Source organism: Luteimonas sp. Soil_C_5 (assembly GCF_057656615.1).
The window spans coordinates 428,160-447,350 of the sequence record NZ_JBDGKA010000002.1; the positions used below are offsets into that span (position 1 = coordinate 428,160).

Sequence of the window (19,191 nt, forward strand, 5' to 3'; positions counted from 1 at the left end):
CTGCCGGACCTCGACGTCATCCGGCCGCGGGCGCAGCGGCTGTCCGATCAGGCGGGCACGTAGTCCACGAATTCGAATGCGCTCGCGTGGCGTGCGTCGGCCGGGTGCGACTCACGAGCCACCGCGCGCCAGCGATCGGTATCGAACGCGGGGAAGAACGCATCCGCGTCGTCGACCACGGTGTCGACATGGGTCAGGTGCAGGCGCGCTGCGCGCGGCAGCGTCAATGCATAGATCTCGCCGCCGCCGATGACGCAGAGTTCGTCGGCGCCGTCCGCGCGCGCGATCGCTTCCGCCGCGGCGATCGAATCCACGGCCTCCATGCCCTCGAACGGAACAATGCCCTGACGCGTCAGTACCAGATTGCGTCGGCCCGGCAGGGCGCGCCCCAGCGACTCGGCGGTCTTGCGGCCCATCAGCACCGGCCTGCCGAGCGTCAGCGTCTTGAACCGTTTCAGGTCGTCCGGCAGCCGCCAGGGCAGCGTGTTGCCGCGACCGATCGCACGGTTGCGGTCCAGCGCGGCGATGAGGACCAGCGCCGGCGCGCTCATTCGGCGTCCAGCGCCGCGCGCAGGTGGCCGGTCGACGCGAAGTCCCAGTCGCCGCCGAATGCGATGTCGTCGACACGCCACTGCGCGCTCTCGCAACGCATCAGCGCATGGTCGCGCCAGCGCGCGTTCCCCTGCCCCGCGTAGGTCATCTCAACGCCCACGCGCGTGGGCGCGGCGGGATCGGCCTGTGCCGACAGCACGGCGGTCGGTCCTTCGAACAGGCTGGTGAACAGGCTGCCCTCGATGAAGGACGGCTTGTCGTCCGGGAACGCCGCGATCTCGGCCTGCTGGCGGACGCGCGCACGCGCGATCGAGGCCTGCATGCCGGACGACAGCAACGGGCCGAGCGTGCGCATCTCCTCGATCGATGGCAGGCCGCGGGGATTGAGGCTCACGACCTGGCGATAGAACGTCTCCGCGGCCTCTACCGGCGATGCACCGGCGCACGCCGCGGATGACACCGCCACATCGGCATCGCGCGCCGGCATCTGCTGGCAGCCCGCGGCGACCAGCGCCGCGCCGAGGACGAGCACGGCGCGCACGCCGCTCATACCGCGATCGGCGCCTTGATCGCCGCCGCGGGATCGTAGCCCTCGATCGCGATGTCCTCGAAGCGGAACCCGAACAGATCGGTGACGTCCGGATTGAGCCGCAGCGTGGGCAGCGCGCGCGGCGTGCGGGTCAGCTGCTCGCGTGCCTGGTCGTAGTGGTTCGAATACAGATGCGCGTCGCCCAGCGTGTGCACGAAATCGCCGACGCCCAGGCCGGTCACCTGCGCGACCATGTGGGTCAGCAGCGCGTAGCTGGCGATGTTGAACGGCACGCCCAGGAAAATGTCGCCGCTGCGCTGGTAGAGCTGGCAGCTCAGCTTGCCGTCGACGACGTAGAACTGGAACAGCGCGTGACAGGGCATCAGCGCCATCTCCGACAGCTCGCCGACGTTCCAGGCACTGATCACCAGCCGACGTGAATCGGGATTGCGGCGGATCTCGTCGACCAGCCATTGCATCTGGTCGATCGTGCGGCCGTCGGCCGTCGTCCAGCGCCGCCACTGCTTGCCGTAGACCGGGCCCAGTTCGCCGTCGGCGTCGGCCCATTCGTCCCAGATGCTGACCTTGTTGTCGCGCAGGTAGGCGACGTTGGTGTCGCCCTGCAGGAACCACAGCAGCTCGTGGATGATCGAGCGCAGGTGCAGCTTCTTCGTCGTCACCAGCGGGAAACCGGCATTGAGGTCGTAGCGCATCTGCCAGCCGAACACGCTGCGCGTGCCGGTGCCGGTGCGGTCGGACTTCTCGGCGCCGTGCTCGAGGACGTGCTGCAGCAGATCGAGGTACTGCTTCATCGCGATCTCCGGATCAATCGGGGCGATGCGTGCATCGCTTATTGCGTGTCGACGGTGGCCGCGGGCGGCACCGGCTGCAGGGTCGGCGCGCTGCGCGAACGCCACAGCAGGAACAGGCCCAGCGCGATCAGCGGCAGCGACAGCACCTGCCCCATCGTCAGCCAGCCGAACGCCAGATAGCCGAGCTCGGCATCGGGCACGCGGACGAACTCGACAATGAAGCGGAACACGCCGTACAGCAGCGCGAACAGGCCCGATACCGCATAGCGTGGCCGCGGCTTGCGCGAGAACCACCACAGCACGACGAACATCACCAGGCCTTCGAGAAATGCCTGGTAGAGCTGCGACGGATGGCGGGCGAACTGGTACAGCGCGCCGGTCGCGAACTCGCTCTGCAGACGCTCGGCCGACCAGCCGCGGAACGCGGGATCGGTCGGAAACACCACGCCCCAGCCGGCCTGCGTGTACTTGCCCCACAGCTCGGCGCCGATGTAGTTGCCGATGCGGCCGAAGCCCAGGCCCGGCGGCACCCACGGCGCGACGAAATCCATGACGTCGAAGAAGTGCAGGCCCTGCCGACGCGTCCACCACCAGGCCGCCACCAGCACGCCGAGCAGGCCGCCGTGGAAGCTCATGCCGCCGTCCCACACTCGGACCAGCATCAGCGGATCCTGCAGCAGATCACCGAAGGCATAGAACAGGACGTAGCCGATCCGGCCGCCCAGGATCACGCCCACGATGCCGTAGAACAGCAGGTCGCCGAACTGCTCGACATTGACGCCGGGCAGGCGCCCGGCACGGATGCGGCTGCGGCCGAGCAGCCACGCCACACCGAAGGCCAGCAGGTACATCAGGCCGTACCAGTGGACCGAGGGCTGGAACGGGCCCACCTGTGGCAGGTGGACCGCGATCGGATCGATCTGGTGGAGGATCGTCATCGGATCAGCGCGGCAGCGGGTGGGTCGGCTCGTCCACCGGCGGGGTGGCTTCGCCGCGCACGCGCATCGCGTTGCGCTTGGCCCACAGGTTCAGCATCTCGACCGCAGCCGAGAAGCCCATCGAACCGTAGATGTAACCCTTCGGGATGTGCACACCGAAGCCATCAAGCAGCAGATACATGCCGATCAGCACGATGAAGGTCAGCGCCAGCATCTTCACCGTCGGGTTCGCGTCGATGAACTTGCCCAGCGGCTGCGCCGCCAGCAGCATCACCGCGACCGCCAGCAGGATCGCGCAGACCATCACCGGCACGTAGTCGCCGGCCATGCCGACGGCGGCGATCACCGAGTCCAGCGAGAACACGATGTCGATGACCGCGATCTGCGCGATCACCGCGCCGAACGAGGCGGTCGCCTTGCCGACCGTGCCGTGTGCCTCGCCGTCTTCGCCCTTGAGCTGCTCGCGGATTTCCATCGCGCCCTTCACGATCAGGAACAGGCCGCCGAGGATCAGCACCAGGTCGCGGACCGACACGCCGCGGCCGAAGAGTTCGAACAGCGGCTCGGTCAGGCCGGCCAGCCAGGCCAGCATCAGCAGCAGGCCGATGCGCGTGATGCACGCCACCGCGATACCGAACTTGCGCGCGAACTCGCGCTGTTCGACCGGCAGCTTGGCCACCGCGATCGAGATGAAGACCAGGTTGTCGATGCCGAGCACGATCTCGATCGCACTGAGCGTGATCAGCAGGATCCAGACCTGCGGGTCGGTAATCAATTCCATCATCGGTGACACATCCTCATTGAGATTCGATCGGCGCGGCGCCCGGCCGCCGCCGCGCTCACAACCAGCGCGGCAGCAGGATCAGGACCCACACCACCAGTACGTTGAGCATCGTGACGAACACCGCGGCCGAGCCCATGTCCTTGGCCCGACCCGCGAGTTCGTGGAATTCAGGGCCGTAGCGCTCGATCACGGCTTCGATCGCCGAGTTCAGCAGTTCCACGGCCAGCACCAGCAGACAACTGCCGAGCAGCAGCGCGCGCTCGACCCCGCTGTTACCCAGCCACAGCGCCAGCGGCGCCAGGACGGCGAGCAGGCAGACCTCCGCCCGGAACGAGGATTCGTGCCGCCATGCGGCGCACAGGCCCTGCCACGACCACACCGTCGCCTTCAGCAGGCGCGCCGGTCCGCGCGGCCAATGGCCCGTCTCGTCCGCCATCGTTCAACCCACCCGCCGACCGCGACGCGGGTGCGGCAGCAGAGCGCCCGCCCCACGATGGGAAAATGCGGACCCTGGAACGGTCGATGGCATGGGAAACCGGCTCGGTTGCGGCGGACGGGGCCGGTGGATTCTGCCACAACCCTCATGTGCACCTCCCGGTGTTTGCATCCCCGGGACCGGACTGTTTGACTGGCGGACCGATTTCCCGCCTGGAGCGTCCGTGCCCTCTTCGACCGGCCACGCCATCCGACCCGCCGCCCTGCTGCTCGCAGTCCTGGTCCTGCTTGCCGGCTGCGCCAGCCCGGGCACGCCCCCGGACCGCGACCCCACCGCCGGCCTCGATCCGGTGTCCTCGCCCGTCTGGGCCGCGGACATGGCCCGCTTCGCGGCCGAGGACGCCGATCACCCGCCGCCGGAACGCCCGATCGTCTTCACCGGCAGTTCGTCGGTGCGCATGTGGACGACGCTGGCGGCGGATTTCCCCGAAGTACCGGTGCTCAACCGCGGATTCGGCGGGTCGCAGGTGCGCGATGCGGTCTGGTACGCCGACTCGGTCGCGCTGCGCTACCGGCCGCGCCAGGTGGTGCTGTACGCCGGTGACAACGACACCTTCGAAGGCCGGTCGGCGCAGCAGGTGCTGTCGGACACGCAGGCCTTCGTCGCACGCATCCACGCCGCGCTGCCGGGCACCCAGATCGCCCTGCTCGGGATCAAGCCCAGCCCCTCGCGCACGCATCTGCTCGATGTCCAGCGCCGGACCAATGAAGCCCTGCGCGACTGGGCCGCGTCGCAGCGCAATGTCGCCTACATCGACGTGTTCACGCCGATGCTCGATGCCGCGGGCCAGCCGCGCGAGGAGCTCTTCATCGAAGACCGCCTGCACATGAATGCCGAAGGCTATGTGTTGTGGCGCGGCATCATCGCGCCGTTCCTGGTGCGCTGAGCGCGGCTCGACCGCGCACCTGATGCGCAGCCCGGTGACACCGTTACTTGACGTCGGCAGCTGACGGTCCCGATCGCGCCCTGAACAGCAGGCGTTGCCGGAAGATGGATCCGGCGGTGCTTACGCCGGGTCCCTCGCTGCCGCGAGCATCCGTGCGGCGCTGTGGCGCACGTGACAATCGCATCGCCGCGGTTGTATGCGCAGACCTGATCAGGTCTGCGACTCATCGCAAGCGGTATCCGTCGCGGATCGGTGTCGCGACGCAGCATGCGCACGCCTCCCGCATCCCGCCCGGTTGCAGAAGAAACGTTTCCAGTCGATGGAGTGTGTCGGCCCGCACGCCGGGAGTGTGCGATCGGGGTCAATCCATGCCTTCCGCTTGACAGCGCCGCCACCGGGCTCGCAGCGTCGGCTCTCCGGTGACCGCAGGACAAGCGTCGCCGTGCAGGACGGAACAGGGGACCCACCGCAAATCGATTTGCGTCGCTGTACCCACCGATCGAAAAAAGGACATTCCGATGACCCAGAAGCGCCTGCTCGCTCTCGCCCTCGCGGCCGCCCTTGCCTCCCCCGCGTTCGCGGCAGAACTGAAGAAAACCGAGAACCCCATCCCCGGCCAGTACATCGTGGTCTTCAACAGTGCCGACATCCGCGACCGGGTCGACAGCGAACGTCTCGCAGGACGGCTGGACAAGACCGTCGCCGCCTCCCCGGACGCCGCGATCGCGGCCGAGGTGGAGCGCACCGTCGTCGACGTGGCCGCACGCTACGACCTCGACGTCACCCAGCTCTACACGCACGCGCTGCACGGCATGGTCGTGCGCGCCGACGAGCGCAAGCTGGCCGGACTGCTCAACGATCCGCGCGTGGATTTCATCGAGGAAGACGGCTACGTCGAGCTGTCGGCCACGCAGACCGGCGCGACCTGGGGTCTGGACCGCATCGACCAGCGCGACCGGCCGTTGAACGGCACCTATGTCTACGACCCGCTGGCCGCCAACGTGCGCGCCTACATCATCGACAGCGGCATCCGCACCGGTCACACGCAGTTCGGCACGCGTCTGCTGTCGGGCTACTCGGCGATCAACGACGGCCGCGGCAGCAACGACTGCAACGGCCACGGCACGCACGTCGCCGGCACGGTCGGCGGCACGACCTGGGGCGTGGCCAAGCAGGTCCGGCTGGTGCCGGTCCGCGTGTTCGGCTGCACCGGCGGCAGCGCCAACTCGACGATCATCGCGGGCATCGACTGGGTACGCGCGAACCGCGTGCTGCCCGCGGTCGCCAACATGAGTCTGGGCGGTCCCGCGTCGACCGCGACCGACAACGCCACCAACAACCTGATCAACAGCGGCGTCACGGTGGTGGTCGCGGCCGGCAACAACAACGGCGCCAACGCCTGCAACTACTCGCCGGCGCGCGTCACCAATGCGGTGACGGTCGGCTCCACCACATCGACCGATGCGCGCTCCTCGTTCTCCAACATCGGCACCTGCGTGAACATCTTCGCGCCGGGTTCGTCGATCACCTCGGCCTGGTCCACCAGCACGTCGGCGTCGAACACCATCAGTGGCACCTCGATGGCGTCGCCGCACGTGGCCGGCGCCGCGGCGCTGTATCTGACCAACAATCCGTCGGCCTCGCCGGCGACGGTGCGCAACTGGCTCTACACCAACGCGACCACGAACCGGATCAGCAACCCGGGCACGGGATCGCCGAACCGGCTGCTCTATACACGCTGATCGAACGGATCCGCATGCAGGAAGGGCGCCCTCGGGCGCCCTTCTTCCGTACCGCTACTGCTGGCGCAATGCGTCGATGGGATCGAGTTCGGAGGCCTTGCGCGCAGGGTAATAGCCGAAGAACAGGCCGGTCGCGATCGAGAAGCCGGCAGCCAGCAGCACGATCTGCGAGCTGAGCGCCGTGGGCAATTCGGTGAAGCGTCCGACCAGCAACGCGCCGCCGATGCCGATCGCGATCCCCAGCACGCCGCCGCCGAGCGACAGCAGCATCGCCTCGGCCAGGAACTGCCGACGCACGTCCGCAGGGCCGGCGCCGACCGCCATGCGCAGGCCGATTTCGCGGATGCGTTCGGTCACCGACACCAGCATGATGTTCATGATGCCGATGCCGCCGACGATCAGCGAGATCGTCGCGACCGCGCCCAGCAGCAGCGACATCAACCGCGTCGTCGCGGTGCGCGTGGCGACGATTTCGGAAATATTGCGCACGCTGAAGTCGTCTTCCGCGCCGGGTGCGATGCGATGCCGCTGGCGCAACAGGGCCTCGACCTCACCCTGCACATACCCGAGGTCGTCGGCGTTGGTGACGGTGAGCGCGATCTGCATCACCGCGCTGGGGGGCAGGCCCATCGCGCCGAGCAGCCGTCGCCGCCCGGTTTCGAGCGGCACCATCATCACGTCGTCCTGGTCCTGGCCGAATCCGCCCTGCCCCTTCGGCGCCAGCGTCCCGACCACGGTGAACGGCGTGCGCCCCACCCGCACGGTCTGACCCACACCGCTGTCCTCGCCGAACAGTTCCCGCCGCACGGTATCGCCCAGGATCACCAGCTTGCCCGCGCCGGTGTAGTCCTGCGGCTCGAACCACGCGCCGTCGGCGAGCGACCAGCCGTTGATCTCGAAGAAATCCGGCTGCACGCCCTGCCAGCTGCTGGCCCAGTTCTTCTCGGCGAACACGATCTGGCTGTTGCCGCGCAACTGCCCGGTCACCAGCTGCACTTCGGGAATCTCGGCGCGGATGGCTTCGGCGTCGCCTTCGGTCAGGGTGTAGAAACTGCTGCCGGCCTGGCGCGCACCGCCCGGAGTGCGCCGCGAACCCGGCGACACGTCGAGACGCTGCGAGCCGAGCCCCGACACCATGCGATCGAGCTCGGCCTGCGTGCCCTGGCCGACCGACACCATCACGATCACCGCAGCAATTCCGATGATCACGCCCAGCGAGGTCAGCATGCTGCGCATCCAGTTGCCGCGCAGTGCGAAGATCGCGGTCCGCAGCACGTCCATGTACGTCATGCCGCACCATCCTGTCCGGGGCGCACCCGGGTGTCGTAGGGCGCTTCCTCGTGCAGTTCGCCGTCGCGCATCACGAAGGTCCGGTCCGCGTGCGCGGCCACGTCCGGATCGTGGGTGATCAGCACCACCGTGTGGCCGTCGTCGCGCAGCCGCTTGAACAGCGCCAGGATTTCTTCGCCGGTCTTGGTGTCCAGTGCGCCGGTCGGTTCGTCGGCCAGCAGGACCGGCGGCCGGTTGATCAGCGCTCGCGCGATCGCCACGCGCTGCTGCTGGCCGCCCGACAGTTCGCTGGGCCGATGCGTGCCGCGGTTGCCGAGCCCCACTGCCTCCAGCGCCTCGCGGGCACGGTCGTGGCGTTCCTCGTTGGGCACGTGCGCATAACCTAGGGGCATCGCCACGTTGTCGAGCGCCGACATGCGCGGCAGCAGATTGAAGCCCTGGAACACGAACCCGATCTTGTCGCGGCGCAGCTCCGCCAGCGCCTCGCGGTCCAGCGTGGCGACATCGACCCCGTCGCAGTGGTAGCTGCCCGACGTCGGTGTATCCAGACAGCCGATCAGGTTCATCAGCGTGGATTTGCCCGAGCCCGACGGCCCCATGATCGCCACGAATTCTCCGTGGCGGATGACCATGTCGACCGCCTTGAGCGCGGCGACCTCGGCCTCGGTACCGGCGGAGTAGATCTTGCTCAGCGCCCGCGTCTCGATGACCGCGGGCCGGGTGTCGACGACCGCGCTCATCGGGCGGCCGCGCGTTCGCCGGTCACGATCAGGTCGCCTTCGGACAGGTTGCCGGCCACTTCGGTGCTGCTGCCGTCGCTGGCGCCCAGGCGCACCGACACCGCTTCCCGGCGTCCGTCCACGAGGCGATAGAGGGTGACGCGGGTCGCGCCGATGGTGCCGGCCAGCGTACGTGTCCAGGTGGCGCGCTGTTCGGCGTCGAGCGTCTCGACGAATCCGGCGAAGGTCTGCTGCGCGCGGTCGAGCATCCGCTGGCGGACCTGCGCCTGCACTGCAGGATCGCCGCGACCGCCGCCCCCCGGCGGGCCCATGCCGGGCGGACCACCGCTGCCGGCCGGCCGCTGGCCCTGTCCGCCGCCTGCGCGCGCCGCCTGCTGGCGTTCGCGCATCGTCGCCGCGCCCGCATCGAACGCGGCCTGTTGTTCGGGCGTCAGCGACATCCCAGCTGCAGCGGCGGCCAGATCATCGACCAGCCCGCCGCCACGCGGCGCGGCATCGCCGCCCGCACCGGCCGGTGCGGCCGCGGCGATCTGGTCGGCATCCGCCGGGCGATAGCGCAGCGCCGCGTTGCCGATCCGGAGCACGTTGGCCCGGTTGCTGACTTCGATCTCGGCATTCACCGTCAACCCGGGCAGCAGCGTGCCGTCGGCGTTGTCGACTGCCACCACAACGGGATAGGTCACGACGTTGTTGGTGGTCGTCGCCGCCAGCCGCACCTGCTCGACCGTGCCCTGGAAGCGGCGGTCGTTGAAGGCGTCGGCGGTGAAGCTCACCGACTGGCCCTCGCGAACCTGGCCGATGTCGGCCTCGTCGACCGCCAGCTCGATGCGCATCTTGCTGAGGTCCTCGGCGATGGTGAACAGCTCCGGCGCCTGCAGGCTGGCGGCCACGGTCTGGCCGGGTTCGATCGAGCGGGTGAGAATCGTGCCGTCGACCGGCGAGCGGATCACGGTGCGTTCGAGATTGATCCGCGACGTCTGGGTGGACGCGGTCTGCTGGGTGATCTGCGCCTGCGCCGAGGCGGCCTGCGCGCGCGCCTGGTCCAGCGTGGCGCGGGCCAGGTCGACGTCGCTGCGGGCGATGAGCTGCTGTTCGACGAGATCCGACTTGCGGGCGAAGTCGAGTTCGGCGTTGCGCAGGCTGGCCTGCGCCTGGGCGAGCGACGCACGCGCACTGCTGACCTGCGCCGAGCCCTGCTCGATCTGCGCCTGGTAGGTCGCCGGATCGATCCGGGCCAGCACCTGGCCCTGGGTCACGGTGTCGTTGAAGTCGACCAGCACCTCGGTGATCAGGCCGGAGATCTGGCTGCCGACGGTGACCGTCGAGGTGGCGCTGAGCGTGCCGGTGGCGGAGATCACGACCCGGATGTCACCGCGCTCGACCGGCGTGGTCCGCCAGGCGCCTTCGGCGGCGTTGGCATCGCGCTGGTACCAGAACCACAGGCCGATCGCGACGACCGCGGCCACGACGATGACGGGAACGAGGCGCGGCAGGCCGCGACGGCGGGGCTTGGGACGGGTCGACATGGATGGGTTTCTTGTCAGGCAACGTGTCACGCTAACGCACCGCCCGGACGCGAGTTGACCCGGCCCCGCTTTTTTTTATCGAGGTCGCCGCGGCGCGACCGGTCCGTTCAGAGCCGGCGTTCGGCGAGCACGATCGTCACCGTGGTGCCTTCGTCGGGTGTGCTTTCCAGTGCGACCGGCCAGCCGAAGCGCGTGCCCAGCCGGCGCACGATCGACAGCCCGATGCCCTTGCCTGCCTGGCTGAAGGGATCGGCACGGAAGAACGGGTCGTACACCCGCTGCAGCACTTCGGGCGACATGCCGATGCCGGTATCGCGGACGATGATGCGATCGCTGTCGACCACGATCTCAACGCCGCCACGCTCGGTGAACGCCCAGGCGTTGCGCAGCAGATGGCCCAGCATCACGCCCAGCACGCGCGGCGGTGCCTCGAGACGCGGACGCGCCTGCACGTCGACCCGCAGCTCGAGCTGCTTGCTGTCGAACAGCGGCTTCACCTTGTCGACTTCTTCCTCGACGATCTCCAGCACATCGAAGATTTCGCTCTGCGGCATGACGCCGCGTTCGCGGGCCAGCACCAGCAGGGCGTCGATCACCGCCTCCATGTCCTGGCTGGCGCGGCGGATCCGCAGCAGCGGCCGCTGCTGGTGCGCCGGCGTCGACGGATCGGCGGCAATCATGTCGCTGGCGACGCGGATCACGGTGAGCGGTGTCCGCAGCTCATGACTGGCATCGCGGGTGAACTCCCGCTCGCGGCGCATGAAGGCAGCCACGCGCTCGCCCAGCCCGTGGAGTGCACTCGACAGCGCCTGCGCTTCGCGGCCTGCGCCATCGCGCGGTTCCAGCGGCACCGGAGCACTGTCGTCGTCGCCCGAGGGGTTCCATCGCCCCACCTCGTCGGCCAGCTGATGGATCGGCAGCACCATGCGCTTGGACGTGCGGTAGGTCAGCCACGACACCACGAAGATCGAGATCACCGTCAGCAGCGCCAGACCGCCGGCGGCCAGCGCCAGCAGGCGGTCGAACAGCGACATCGAGGCGGCGAGATACAGCGTGCCGTCCTCACGGCGGTCGACCAGCAGCACGCCATCGGTATCCCGGCGTTTGGAGAAGCCCTCGGGCGCGCCCTTGAACCAGATCAGGTTGGCGACCGCGCGGTCGCCGTCGAGGATGCTGTCGTAGGGCCCGCCATCGGCAGGCACGTAATAGCCCTGGATGTTCACGCCGAACGGCGGCGGATAGGCCGCGTCGGTGCTGCGCGCCAGCCAGTAGGCCTCGGCCTCGGCGTGCAGCCATTGCCGCGCGAAGACCTCACGGCCGATCAGCGCCGCGGTCATCACGCAGACGATCAGCGTGATGCCCGCGACGACGGCCTGCACCGTGAAGGCATCGCGGATGCGGTTGGGTAGACCCTGGGGCATCGGACCGACCGGAGAACGACGCCGGCTTACGCCGGCGACTGCTCGATGTCGGCGATCCGGTAGCCGGCGCTCTGGACGGTATGCAGCAACTGCTTGTCGTAGGGCTTGTCGATGATCTTGCGCAGGTTGTAGAGGTGGCTGCGCAGGGTGTCGGAGTCGGGCAGGCTGTTGCCCCAGATCTCGCGTTCGATTTCCTGCCGGTTCACGACCCGCGGCGATTCGCGCATCAGGATCGTCAGCAGCTTCATGCCGATCGGCGAGAGCTGCAGTTCGGTCCCGCTGCGGGTGGCGCGCATGCTGGCCGGATCGAGCACGAGGTCGGCGACCTTGAGCACTTCCGAACCCACCTGGCGACGCTCGCGGCGGATCAGCGCGCGCAGGCGCGCCTCGAGTTCCTGGATCGCGAACGGCTTGGTCAGATAGTCGTCGGCGCCCGAACTCAGGCCGGTCAGCTTCTCGTCCAGCGTGTCACGCGCGGTCAGCATCAGCACCGGCGTCGACTTGCGTGCGTCCTCGCGAAGGCGCTTGCAGACTTCGATGCCGTCCAGACGCGGCAGCATGAGATCGAGCACGATCACGTCGTAGCTGTTCTCGGTGGCCAGACGGTAGCCGTCCAGACCATCGGCGGCGTAGTCGACTTCGAAACCACGGCCCTCGAGATATTCGCCGACCATCTCGGAGATGTTGCGATTGTCCTCGACGATGAGGACGAGCCCTCCTGGTTCCTGACCTGCACGCATAACGGCTCCCGTGGCTGACATGGTGGATTAATCTTTGTGAAGATAGGCCCCGGGCGGTGCAGGACTTGTGAAGATTCCTGCTGCGGCGGCAGTATCCGCGGGCCTGGATCCCCCCTCTCCCCGCCCGCCGGAACGCCCCCATGAACGGCTACGAACGCTTCCTTCCCGTCCTGCTGCTGATCGGCTCGAACATCTTCATGACGTTCGCCTGGTACGGACATCTCAAGTACCGCAGCGTGCCGATCCTGACGGTCATCGTCGTCAGCTGGGGCATCGCGTTCTTCGAGTACATGCTGATGGTGCCGGCGAACCGGATCGGCGCCGCGGTCTATTCCGCGCCACAGCTCAAGGGCATGCAGGAGGTCATCACCCTGCTGGTATTCGCGGGCTTCTCGACCTGGTATCTGGGCCAGCCGCTGAAGTGGAACCACTGGGCCGGCTTCGCGCTGATCGTGGTCGCGGCCTGGCTGATTTTTCTGGAGTGACCGCCGCTGTCAGAAGCGTATACGGCCGGTCAGGATGTTCTTGAACATCACCCAGTCGCCGATGAAGGAATAGATGGGGTGCTTGAACGTGGCCGGCCGGTTTTTCTCGAAGAAGAAGTGGCCGACCCACGCGAAGGCGTAGCCGCAGACCAGCGCAGCCCAGAGCCACATCGGATTGCGCTGCCAGATCGCCACGCCGACCAGCGCCAGTACGCCGCAGCTGCCGATGAAATGCAGGCGCCGCGACACCGGGTGCGCATGCTCGCCGAGATAGAACGGGTAGAACTCGAGGAAACTGGCGAAGCGGCGCATGCGTCCTCCCAGAGCAGGCGGTGTACGCGCCATTGATCGCACCGGCGTCTGCGTGCGTCAACCGCCGGAACCTGTTCGAACGCCGTCGCGAGCGCCGCCAGGCGGCGCGCAGCGTATACCGGTGCCAGCGTCGTGCGATCACCGCGCGCCAGCTGCCAGGCCGCGGCAGGCGATGCCCGGTTCTCAGGCGTTGCGCGGGGCGAACATGATCACCGCCATGCCGCCGAGGCACAGCGCGGCGCCCAGCAGATCCCAGCGGCTGGGCACGATGCCGTCGACGCGCCACAGCCAGAGCAGCGCGACCGCGACATAGACCCCGCCGTAGGCCGCGTAGACGCGTCCCGATGCGGTGGGATGCAGGGTCAGCAGCCACACGAACGCGGCCAGCGCGGCGGCGGCCGGCAGCAACAGCCAGGCGCTGCCGTCCTTGCGCAGCCACAGCCACGGCAGATAGCAGCCGACGATCTCGAAGAACGCGGTCGCGACGAACAGCAGCAGCGTTTTCATGGAGAGCGCTCTGCCTGCTTGGCGCGGTTCCAGTAGGCGTCCTGCGCGTCCAGCGACTGGCCGGCGAGCGCACTGCCCTCGGCCTCGGCCATCGTTTCCATCGCGCGGAAGCGCCGCTCGAACTTGTGGTTCGCGCGCCGCAATGCGGCGCCGACATCGACCTTCGCGTGCCGCGCGAGATTCGCCGCGACGAACAGCAGATCGCCCAGTTCTTCTTCGAGTCGATCCTGTGCCGCAGTGTCATCCGGATCGGCAGCGACCGCGTCGAATTCCACGCGCACCTCGTCGATCTCCTCGTGCAATTTCGCGATCACCGGCTGCGGACCCGGCCAGTCGAAGCCCACGCGTGCGGCGCGCTGCTGCAGCTTCACCGCGCGTTGCCACTCCGGCAGCCCGCGTGCGATGCCGGCCAGTGCCGACGTGTCCGTTTCCCCCGCCGCGGCGCGCTCCTCGCGCTTGATCGCCTCCCAGTTGCGCAGCACGGTCTCGGCATCGTCGGCCGAGACGTCGCCGAAAATGTGCGGGTGCCGGCGGATCATCTTGTCGCTGATCGCATCGACGACGTCGCCGAACGCGAACGCGCCCTGCTCCTGCGCCATCTGCGCGTGGAAGACGACCTGCAGCAGCAGATCGCCGAGTTCGTCGCACAGGCCCGGCAGATCGCCGCGATCGATCGCGTCGGCGACCTCGTAGGCCTCCTCGATCGTGTAGGCGGCGATGGACGCGAAATCCTGTTCGACGTCCCAGGGGCAGCCGCTCTGCGGATCGCGCAGGCGCGCCATGATGTCGAGGATGCGATGGATATCGCCGGGGGCATCGGTCACGTCGAACTCCTGGAAGACGGGTGCGGATTGATTGGACCGCAACGAGCGATTGTGGGAGCGCGCTTGCGCGCGATCCGGTCGCGCCGGCCACGCCCCATCGCGCGCAAGCGCGCTCCCACGGAATCACGCCCCATCGCGCGCAAGCGCGCTCCCACGGAATCCTGTCGTGTGCGCGCTACGCGCGTCCTCAGGCCGCGAGCCAGTCGCGCCACGGCAACGACGGATCGCCGAGCGCAATGAAATCGCCGTTGAGGATCGTGTCGCGCTGGTTGTAGCGGAACGGCCGGCCCTGCGGGTCGAGCACCACGCCGCCTGCGCCTTCGAGAATCGCCTGGCCGGCTGCGGTGTCCCATTCGCTGGTCGGACCGAAGCGTGGATAGACATCCATGCCACCCTCGGCGAGCCGGCAGAACTTCAGCGACGACCCCAGTGGCACGGGTGTGACATCGCCGATCCGCTCGAGCAGCGCCGTCGTGCGCGGATCGCGGTGCGAACGGCTCGCGGCCACGCGCAATGCGACCGGCTTCGCAGGATCGTGGCGCGGCGCCTGCAGCGCGGTGTCGCGATCGCCTTCGCGGACGAAGGCGCCATGCCCGGGCGCGCCATGCCACAACGCACCGGTCACTGGCGCCTGGATCACGCCGAACACCGCGACGCCTTCTTCGATCAGCGCGATGTTGACCGTGAACTCGCCATTGCGCTTGACGAACTCGCGCGTGCCGTCGAGCGGGTCGACCAGCCACATCCGCGTCCATGCGCGACGCTCCGCAGCCGGCACCACGACGGCGGATTCTTCGGAGACGATCGGAATGCCGGGCGTCAGCGCGCGCAGGCCGTCGACGATGACCCGATGCGCGGCCAGATCGGCGGCGGTCACCGGGCTGGCGTCGGCCTTGCGGACGACGTCGAAATCTTCGGCGTAGACGGCGAGGATCGCGTCGGCCGCGGCGCGTGCGATCGCGATGACGCCGTCGCGGACCGCTGCGGTGACGGGACCGGCGGCGTCAGCCACCGTGGTGACGCAGCCAGTCGCGGACGATGAACAGCGCGGCGATCGAACGGCCTTCGGAGAACTCGTCGAGCAGGATCAGCTCGTGCAGTGCATCGAGCTTCCACGGCACCACGTCGAGTTCTTCGGGCTCGTCGCCGGCCAGGCGTTCGGGATACAGATCGCGCGCAACGACCAGCGTCGCCTGGTGGCTCATGTACTGCGGCGCCAGCGAGATCGAGCGCAGCGCTTCGACGCTGCGTGCGCCGTAGCCGATCTCTTCCTTGAGTTCGCGGTTGGCGGCTTCGAGCGCGGACTCGCCGGCATCGATGCGGCCCTTGACCAGGCCCAGCTCGTAGCGATGGAAGCCGGCGGCGTACTCGCGCACCAGCAGCACCGTCTCCGCATCCAGCATCGGCACCACGATCACCGCGCCATGGCCGCGGCCGTGCAGGCGTTCGTACAGGCGCCGTTCGCCGTTGGAGAACTCCAGATCGAGCCGCTCCATGCGGTACAGCGCCGCTTCGTGCTCGGTGACCTCGTGGATGGTCGGCAGCGTCTTGCTCATGCCCGCGCCCTCCCGTCTGCACGGGAGCCGCGCTGCGGAGCGATAATGGCGGGATGACTGGACAGATTCACGATGCGGCCATTCTAGCCGACGGCAACGACTGGCGGACCCGCGACCTCGCCGCGGTCTGGCACCCCTGCACCCAGATGCGCGAGCATCCCGACATCCAGCCGATGTTGCCGATCGTGCGTGGCGAAGGCGCCTGGCTGATCGAGGCCGGCGGCCGGAAGATCCTCGATTCGGGCAGCAGCTGGTGGACCAACCTGCACGGCCACGCCGAACCACGCATCGCCGAGGCCATCGCTACGCAGACGCGCACGCTGGAGCAGGTGATCCTCGCCGGCTGCACGCATCCGGCCGCGGTCGAACTCGCCGAGCGGTTGCTCGCCGTCGCGCCGCGCGAGCCGGGCCGGCCGCCGCTGACCAAGGTGTTCTTTGCCGACAACGGCTCAGCCGGTGTCGAAGTTGCCCTGAAGATGGCGTTCCAGTGGTTCCAGAACCGCGGCGACGAACCGCGCCGGACCAAGTTCGTCGCGCTGCAGAACGGCTATCACGGCGAAACGCTCGGCGCGCTCGCGGTCGGCGACATCCCGCTGTACCGCCGCGTCTACGCACCGCTGCTGTGCGAGGCGGTGTTCGCACCCTCGCCCGATGCCTACACCGCGCGCGCCGGACAGAGCGCGGCCGGCCATGCCGAAGACGCGGCCGATGCGCTGGCGCATCTGCTCGACGCGCATGCCGGCGAGATCTGCGCGCTGATCCTCGAACCGTTGGTGCAGTGCGCCGGCGGCATGCGCATGCACGACCCGGTGTATCTCAAGCGCGTGCGCGAACTGTGCGACGTGCACGGCGTGTTCCTGATCGCCGACGAGATCGCGGTCGGCTTCGGTCGCACCGGCACGCTGTTCGCATTCGAACAGGCCGGTGTCCAGCCCGATCTGCTGTGCCTGTCGAAGGGCCTGACCGGCGGCTTTTTGCCGCTGTCGACGGTGCTGGCGACGCAGGCGCTGTACGACGGCTTCCTCGACGCCTCACGCGAACGCGCCTTCCTGCATTCGCACAGCTACACCGGCAATCCGCTGGCCTGCGCCGCGGCGCTGGCCTCGCTGGAGATCTTCGCCACCGACGACGTGCTCGCGCGCAACCGCGACACGGCCGCGAAGATGGCAACGCTCGCCGCGCAGATCGGTGCGCACCGGCATGTCGCCGACACGCGCCAGACCGGCATGATCGTCGCGTTCGAACTCACCCGTGATGGCGACAAGACCACGCCGTTCGATCCGGCGCTGCGCGTCGGTCTGCGCGCGTACCGGCACGCGGTCGAACGCGGCGTGCTGCTGCGTCCGCTCGGCGACATCCTGTATTGGATGCCGCCCTACTGCATCGACGACGCGCAACTTCAACTGTTGGCCGAGGTCACCGCGGAAGCCATCGAAGCGGGCACCGCATGCGTGTGATCCGCGCCTTCGTCGATCGTCCGCTCGCCGCGGGCCAGTCGATCGAACTGCCCGACGATGCCGCCGCGCATCTGGTGCGCGTGCTGCGCCTGCGCGAGGGCGATGCCTGCGTGCTGTTCAATGGCGACGGATGCGACCACGACGCCCGGCTGGTGTCGGTGGGCAAGCGCGGCGCCAGTGCCGAGATCGTCGGCACCCGGGTCGTCGACATCGAATCGCCGCTGCGCATCACCCTGGTGCAGGGCATCGCCCGCGGCGAGAAGATGGACTGGATCCTGCAGAAGGCGACCGAACTGGGCGTCGCCGCGTTCGTACCGGTGTCGAGCGATCGCAGCGAGGTCAAGCTCGACGCCGACCGCGCGGCCAAGCGGCATGCGCACTGGCGCAGCGTCGTCGTCTCGGCCTGCGAGCAGAGCTGGCGCACGCGGATTCCCGCGGTGGCTGCGCCGCACGCTCTGGCGAAGGCGCTGGACGGGCTGCCTGCGGGCGCCAGCCGCTGGCTGCTGGATCCGGACGCCGAAGCGGGCATCGGCACGATGCCCCCACCCGCCGGCGATGTCGTGCTGGCCGTCGGCCCCGAAGGCGGCTGGTCCGAGAACGACCGCAAGACCCTCGTCGCCGCCGGTTTCGACGGCCTGCGCCTCGGCCCGCGGATCCTGCGGACGGAAACCGCCGGCATGGCGGCCATTGCCGCCCTGCAGGCGCGCTTCGGCGATCTGGCGCTGGGCGCGCCTTGAGATCCGCCTAACCGGCCTGCGCCGATGCGCGCAGGCTGCCTTGCCTCGACTGGCTCGAATCGACTGCGCCCGGACATGCAATCGGCCGCTGGCCGGATGACGTGTATCAGCCCCGTAGTGCCGGCTGCAGGCGACACCATTGCGACGCTGCAAAAGCGGGATGACGACAATCGCAAGCCCGGATGCAGGTTCTGGTCTGCAACGGCATCACGCGAAGACCGGATGCGCCACCGACCTCCAGGAGCGCGCGCCCGACCCGACAGAGCGACTTCACACCGCGCGAGCGATCACCAGATCAGGTCGTCCGGCACTTCGAAGCGCGCGTAGTACGCGTCATCCGCATCGGCATCGGCTTGCGCCGGTGGCGTCGCGCTCTGGTCGAGCACGATCATCTCCGGATCGCGCGCACGCACCTTGTCGGCCGCGGACCGCGGAATCACGGCGTAGCCGTCGCCGTGCCGCGCGATCACCAGGACGCCGTTCGCGAGCTGGGTGCGCAGGGCGGCGTCGACCTGCAGGGCACGGATGGCCTTGCCGTCGACAAAGCGATACTCGATGTCGCCGCCTGCCTGCACCCGCTGGGTGTCGACGATCTGGCGCGCCTGGGCGCGCTGCGCGAGCAGCTGGGTCTGGGCGTTACGCTCCGCGGCCAGCGCACGGTCACGCTCGACCCGCTCGGCGCGCACGCGCTCGGCTTCGCGCTGCTGCTCGCTGGCCTGCGGCCCGGTCTTGCCGTGACGTTGTTTGGCCTGCTCGCGGGCGACCTGGGCGACCTGGGACTTCTTCACCAGTCCGGCCTTGAGCAGTTGATCCTGCAGGGGATTTCGCATGCGCCCAGTCTAGTCGAGCGCCGCGCC

The 19,191-nt window shown here is 68.7% G+C and carries 22 protein-coding genes; 5 read left to right on the forward strand and 17 right to left on the reverse strand.

The genetic code is table 11. The annotated features are described in order from the left end of the window. Positions 1-47 precede the first annotated feature (47 nt). Genes AC3A5K_RS06470 through AC3A5K_RS06495 form a run of 6 tightly spaced genes read right to left on the reverse strand, consistent with a single transcriptional unit; the run spans position 48 to position 4,051 of the window. Entirely contained in the window at positions 48-551 is a 504-nt protein-coding gene (locus tag AC3A5K_RS06470; protein ID WP_487616678.1) for a dihydrofolate reductase, read from the reverse strand. Further along, a complete protein-coding gene (locus AC3A5K_RS06475) occupies positions 548-1,102 on the reverse strand; it encodes a YqhG/Tai3 family protein (RefSeq protein WP_487616679.1) in 555 nt (184 codons plus the stop codon). Before AC3A5K_RS06475 ends, AC3A5K_RS06470 begins: the two co-directional genes overlap by 4 nt. Then, positions 1,099-1,893 (reverse strand): thymidylate synthase, encoded by a 795-nt coding sequence (locus AC3A5K_RS06480; RefSeq protein WP_487616680.1) that lies wholly within the window; start codon positions 1,891-1,893, stop codon positions 1,099-1,101. Before AC3A5K_RS06480 ends, AC3A5K_RS06475 begins: the two co-directional genes overlap by 4 nt. A 38-nt stretch (positions 1,894-1,931) precedes the next feature. Beyond that, positions 1,932-2,831: a prolipoprotein diacylglyceryl transferase gene (gene lgt, locus AC3A5K_RS06485; RefSeq protein ID WP_487616681.1), complete on the reverse strand. Its 900-nt coding sequence runs from the start codon at positions 2,829-2,831 to the stop codon at positions 1,932-1,934. 4 nt (positions 2,832-2,835) lie between these two features. Beyond that, positions 2,836-3,615 carry a TerC family protein gene (locus tag AC3A5K_RS06490; RefSeq protein WP_487615948.1) on the reverse strand — a complete coding sequence of 260 codons (780 nt, stop codon included), beginning with the start codon at positions 3,613-3,615 and terminating at the stop codon, positions 2,836-2,838. Positions 3,616-3,670: 55 nt separating this feature from the next. After that, positions 3,671-4,051, reverse strand: a complete 381-nt coding sequence (locus tag AC3A5K_RS06495; RefSeq protein WP_487616682.1) for a diacylglycerol kinase — start codon at positions 4,049-4,051, stop codon at positions 3,671-3,673. A gap of 223 nt (positions 4,052-4,274) precedes the next feature. Here AC3A5K_RS06495 and AC3A5K_RS06500 point away from each other — a divergent pair, with 223 nt between their 5' ends. Further along, positions 4,275-4,997 carry an SGNH/GDSL hydrolase family protein gene (locus AC3A5K_RS06500; RefSeq protein ID WP_487616683.1) on the forward strand — a complete coding sequence of 241 codons (723 nt, stop codon included), beginning with the start codon at positions 4,275-4,277 and terminating at the stop codon, positions 4,995-4,997. Positions 4,998-5,515: 518 nt separating this feature from the next. Further along, complete coding sequence (locus tag AC3A5K_RS06505; RefSeq protein ID WP_487616684.1) at positions 5,516-6,739, forward strand: S8 family peptidase; 1,224 nt, start codon at positions 5,516-5,518, stop codon at positions 6,737-6,739. A gap of 54 nt (positions 6,740-6,793) precedes the next feature. Here AC3A5K_RS06505 and AC3A5K_RS06510 read toward each other — a convergent pair whose 3' ends face one another. The 5 genes from AC3A5K_RS06510 to AC3A5K_RS06530 all read right to left on the reverse strand — a co-directional run bounded on the left by AC3A5K_RS06510 (position 6,794) and on the right by AC3A5K_RS06530 (position 12,456). Next, positions 6,794-8,029, reverse strand: coding sequence for an ABC transporter permease (locus AC3A5K_RS06510; RefSeq protein ID WP_487616685.1), 1,236 nt, complete (start codon positions 8,027-8,029; stop codon positions 6,794-6,796). Then, positions 8,026-8,769, reverse strand: a complete 744-nt coding sequence (locus AC3A5K_RS06515; protein ID WP_487616686.1) for an ABC transporter ATP-binding protein — start codon at positions 8,767-8,769, stop codon at positions 8,026-8,028. The genes AC3A5K_RS06510 and AC3A5K_RS06515 overlap by 4 nt, the downstream gene beginning before the upstream one ends. Continuing rightward, the gene (locus AC3A5K_RS06520) at positions 8,766-10,295 is read right to left on the reverse strand and encodes an efflux RND transporter periplasmic adaptor subunit (protein WP_487616687.1); all 1,530 of its coding nucleotides are present in this window, start codon (positions 10,293-10,295) and stop codon (positions 8,766-8,768) included. Before AC3A5K_RS06520 ends, AC3A5K_RS06515 begins: the two co-directional genes overlap by 4 nt. Positions 10,296-10,402: 107 nt before the next feature. After that, complete coding sequence (locus AC3A5K_RS06525; RefSeq protein ID WP_487616688.1) at positions 10,403-11,716, reverse strand: sensor histidine kinase; 1,314 nt, start codon at positions 11,714-11,716, stop codon at positions 10,403-10,405. Between the two features lie 26 nt (positions 11,717-11,742). Continuing rightward, complete coding sequence (locus AC3A5K_RS06530) at positions 11,743-12,456, reverse strand: response regulator transcription factor (protein ID WP_150928822.1); 714 nt, start codon at positions 12,454-12,456, stop codon at positions 11,743-11,745. Between the two features lie 140 nt (positions 12,457-12,596). On the opposite strand from AC3A5K_RS06530, the gene AC3A5K_RS06535 reads away from it, so the two are divergent. Then, complete coding sequence (locus tag AC3A5K_RS06535) at positions 12,597-12,941, forward strand: DMT family protein (RefSeq protein WP_487616689.1); 345 nt, start codon at positions 12,597-12,599, stop codon at positions 12,939-12,941. Positions 12,942-12,950: 9 nt separating this feature from the next. Here the strand turns inward: AC3A5K_RS06535 and AC3A5K_RS06540 are convergent, their stop codons facing one another. From AC3A5K_RS06540 to nudE, 5 genes are all read right to left on the reverse strand, one after another. After that, positions 12,951-13,253 carry an Mpo1-like protein gene (locus tag AC3A5K_RS06540; protein WP_487616690.1) on the reverse strand — a complete coding sequence of 101 codons (303 nt, stop codon included), beginning with the start codon at positions 13,251-13,253 and terminating at the stop codon, positions 12,951-12,953. Between the two features lie 183 nt (positions 13,254-13,436). After that, complete coding sequence (locus AC3A5K_RS06545) at positions 13,437-13,760, reverse strand: YnfA family protein (RefSeq protein ID WP_487616691.1); 324 nt, start codon at positions 13,758-13,760, stop codon at positions 13,437-13,439. Next, positions 13,757-14,542, reverse strand: coding sequence for a nucleoside triphosphate pyrophosphohydrolase (gene mazG, locus AC3A5K_RS06550; RefSeq protein WP_487617067.1), 786 nt, complete (start codon positions 14,540-14,542; stop codon positions 13,757-13,759). Before mazG ends, AC3A5K_RS06545 begins: the two co-directional genes overlap by 4 nt. Positions 14,543-14,771: 229 nt before the next feature. Next, positions 14,772-15,596: a 3'(2'),5'-bisphosphate nucleotidase CysQ gene (cysQ, locus tag AC3A5K_RS06555; RefSeq protein WP_487616692.1), complete on the reverse strand. Its 825-nt coding sequence runs from the start codon at positions 15,594-15,596 to the stop codon at positions 14,772-14,774. Further along, positions 15,589-16,140, reverse strand: a complete 552-nt coding sequence (nudE, locus tag AC3A5K_RS06560) for an ADP compounds hydrolase NudE (protein WP_465073447.1) — start codon at positions 16,138-16,140, stop codon at positions 15,589-15,591. The genes cysQ and nudE overlap by 8 nt, the downstream gene beginning before the upstream one ends. 53 nt (positions 16,141-16,193) lie before the next feature. Between nudE and bioA the strand changes: the two genes are divergently transcribed. Then, positions 16,194-17,597 (forward strand): adenosylmethionine--8-amino-7-oxononanoate transaminase, encoded by a 1,404-nt coding sequence (gene bioA, locus AC3A5K_RS06565; RefSeq protein ID WP_487616693.1) that lies wholly within the window; start codon positions 16,194-16,196, stop codon positions 17,595-17,597. Continuing rightward, positions 17,588-18,334, forward strand: coding sequence for a 16S rRNA (uracil(1498)-N(3))-methyltransferase (locus AC3A5K_RS06570; protein WP_487616694.1), 747 nt, complete (start codon positions 17,588-17,590; stop codon positions 18,332-18,334). The genes bioA and AC3A5K_RS06570 overlap by 10 nt, the downstream gene beginning before the upstream one ends. Before the next feature lie 287 nt (positions 18,335-18,621). Here the strand turns inward: AC3A5K_RS06570 and AC3A5K_RS06575 are convergent, their stop codons facing one another. Continuing rightward, entirely contained in the window at positions 18,622-19,164 is a 543-nt protein-coding gene (locus AC3A5K_RS06575; protein ID WP_487616695.1) for a DUF2058 domain-containing protein, read from the reverse strand. Positions 19,165-19,191 lie beyond the last annotated feature (27 nt).

Excerpts from the sequence above, each read along its gene's own strand:
- AC3A5K_RS06570 (WP_487616694.1), top strand. The coding sequence starts at position 17,588 with ATGCGTGTGATCCGCGCCTTCGTCGATCGTCCGCTCGCCGCGGGCCAG.
- AC3A5K_RS06490 (WP_487615948.1), bottom strand. The coding sequence starts at position 3,615 with ATGATGGAATTGATTACCGACCCGCAGGTCTGGATCCTGCTGATCACG.
- AC3A5K_RS06535 (WP_487616689.1), top strand. The coding sequence starts at position 12,597 with ATGAACGGCTACGAACGCTTCCTTCCCGTCCTGCTGCTGATCGGCTCG.
- AC3A5K_RS06480 (WP_487616680.1), bottom strand. The coding sequence starts at position 1,893 with ATGAAGCAGTACCTCGATCTGCTGCAGCACGTCCTCGAGCACGGCGCC.
- mazG (WP_487617067.1), bottom strand. The coding sequence starts at position 14,542 with ATGGCGCGCCTGCGCGATCCGCAGAGCGGCTGCCCCTGGGACGTCGAA.
- lgt (WP_487616681.1), bottom strand. The coding sequence starts at position 2,831 with ATGACGATCCTCCACCAGATCGATCCGATCGCGGTCCACCTGCCACAG.
- AC3A5K_RS06475 (WP_487616679.1), bottom strand. The coding sequence starts at position 1,102 with ATGAGCGGCGTGCGCGCCGTGCTCGTCCTCGGCGCGGCGCTGGTCGCC.
- AC3A5K_RS06495 (WP_487616682.1), bottom strand. The coding sequence starts at position 4,051 with ATGGCGGACGAGACGGGCCATTGGCCGCGCGGACCGGCGCGCCTGCTG.
- AC3A5K_RS06545 (WP_487616691.1), bottom strand. The coding sequence starts at position 13,760 with ATGAAAACGCTGCTGCTGTTCGTCGCGACCGCGTTCTTCGAGATCGTC.
- AC3A5K_RS06510 (WP_487616685.1), bottom strand. The coding sequence starts at position 8,029 with ATGACGTACATGGACGTGCTGCGGACCGCGATCTTCGCACTGCGCGGC.
- AC3A5K_RS06525 (WP_487616688.1), bottom strand. The coding sequence starts at position 11,716 with ATGCCCCAGGGTCTACCCAACCGCATCCGCGATGCCTTCACGGTGCAG.
- AC3A5K_RS06470 (WP_487616678.1), bottom strand. The coding sequence starts at position 551 with ATGAGCGCGCCGGCGCTGGTCCTCATCGCCGCGCTGGACCGCAACCGT.
- AC3A5K_RS06530 (WP_150928822.1), bottom strand. The coding sequence starts at position 12,456 with ATGCGTGCAGGTCAGGAACCAGGAGGGCTCGTCCTCATCGTCGAGGAC.
- nudE (WP_465073447.1), bottom strand. The coding sequence starts at position 16,140 with ATGAGCAAGACGCTGCCGACCATCCACGAGGTCACCGAGCACGAAGCG.
- AC3A5K_RS06520 (WP_487616687.1), bottom strand. The coding sequence starts at position 10,295 with ATGTCGACCCGTCCCAAGCCCCGCCGTCGCGGCCTGCCGCGCCTCGTT.
- AC3A5K_RS06505 (WP_487616684.1), top strand. The coding sequence starts at position 5,516 with ATGACCCAGAAGCGCCTGCTCGCTCTCGCCCTCGCGGCCGCCCTTGCC.
- AC3A5K_RS06515 (WP_487616686.1), bottom strand. The coding sequence starts at position 8,769 with ATGAGCGCGGTCGTCGACACCCGGCCCGCGGTCATCGAGACGCGGGCG.
- AC3A5K_RS06540 (WP_487616690.1), bottom strand. The coding sequence starts at position 13,253 with ATGCGCCGCTTCGCCAGTTTCCTCGAGTTCTACCCGTTCTATCTCGGC.
- bioA (WP_487616693.1), top strand. The coding sequence starts at position 16,194 with ATGACTGGACAGATTCACGATGCGGCCATTCTAGCCGACGGCAACGAC.
- AC3A5K_RS06575 (WP_487616695.1), bottom strand. The coding sequence starts at position 19,164 with ATGCGAAATCCCCTGCAGGATCAACTGCTCAAGGCCGGACTGGTGAAG.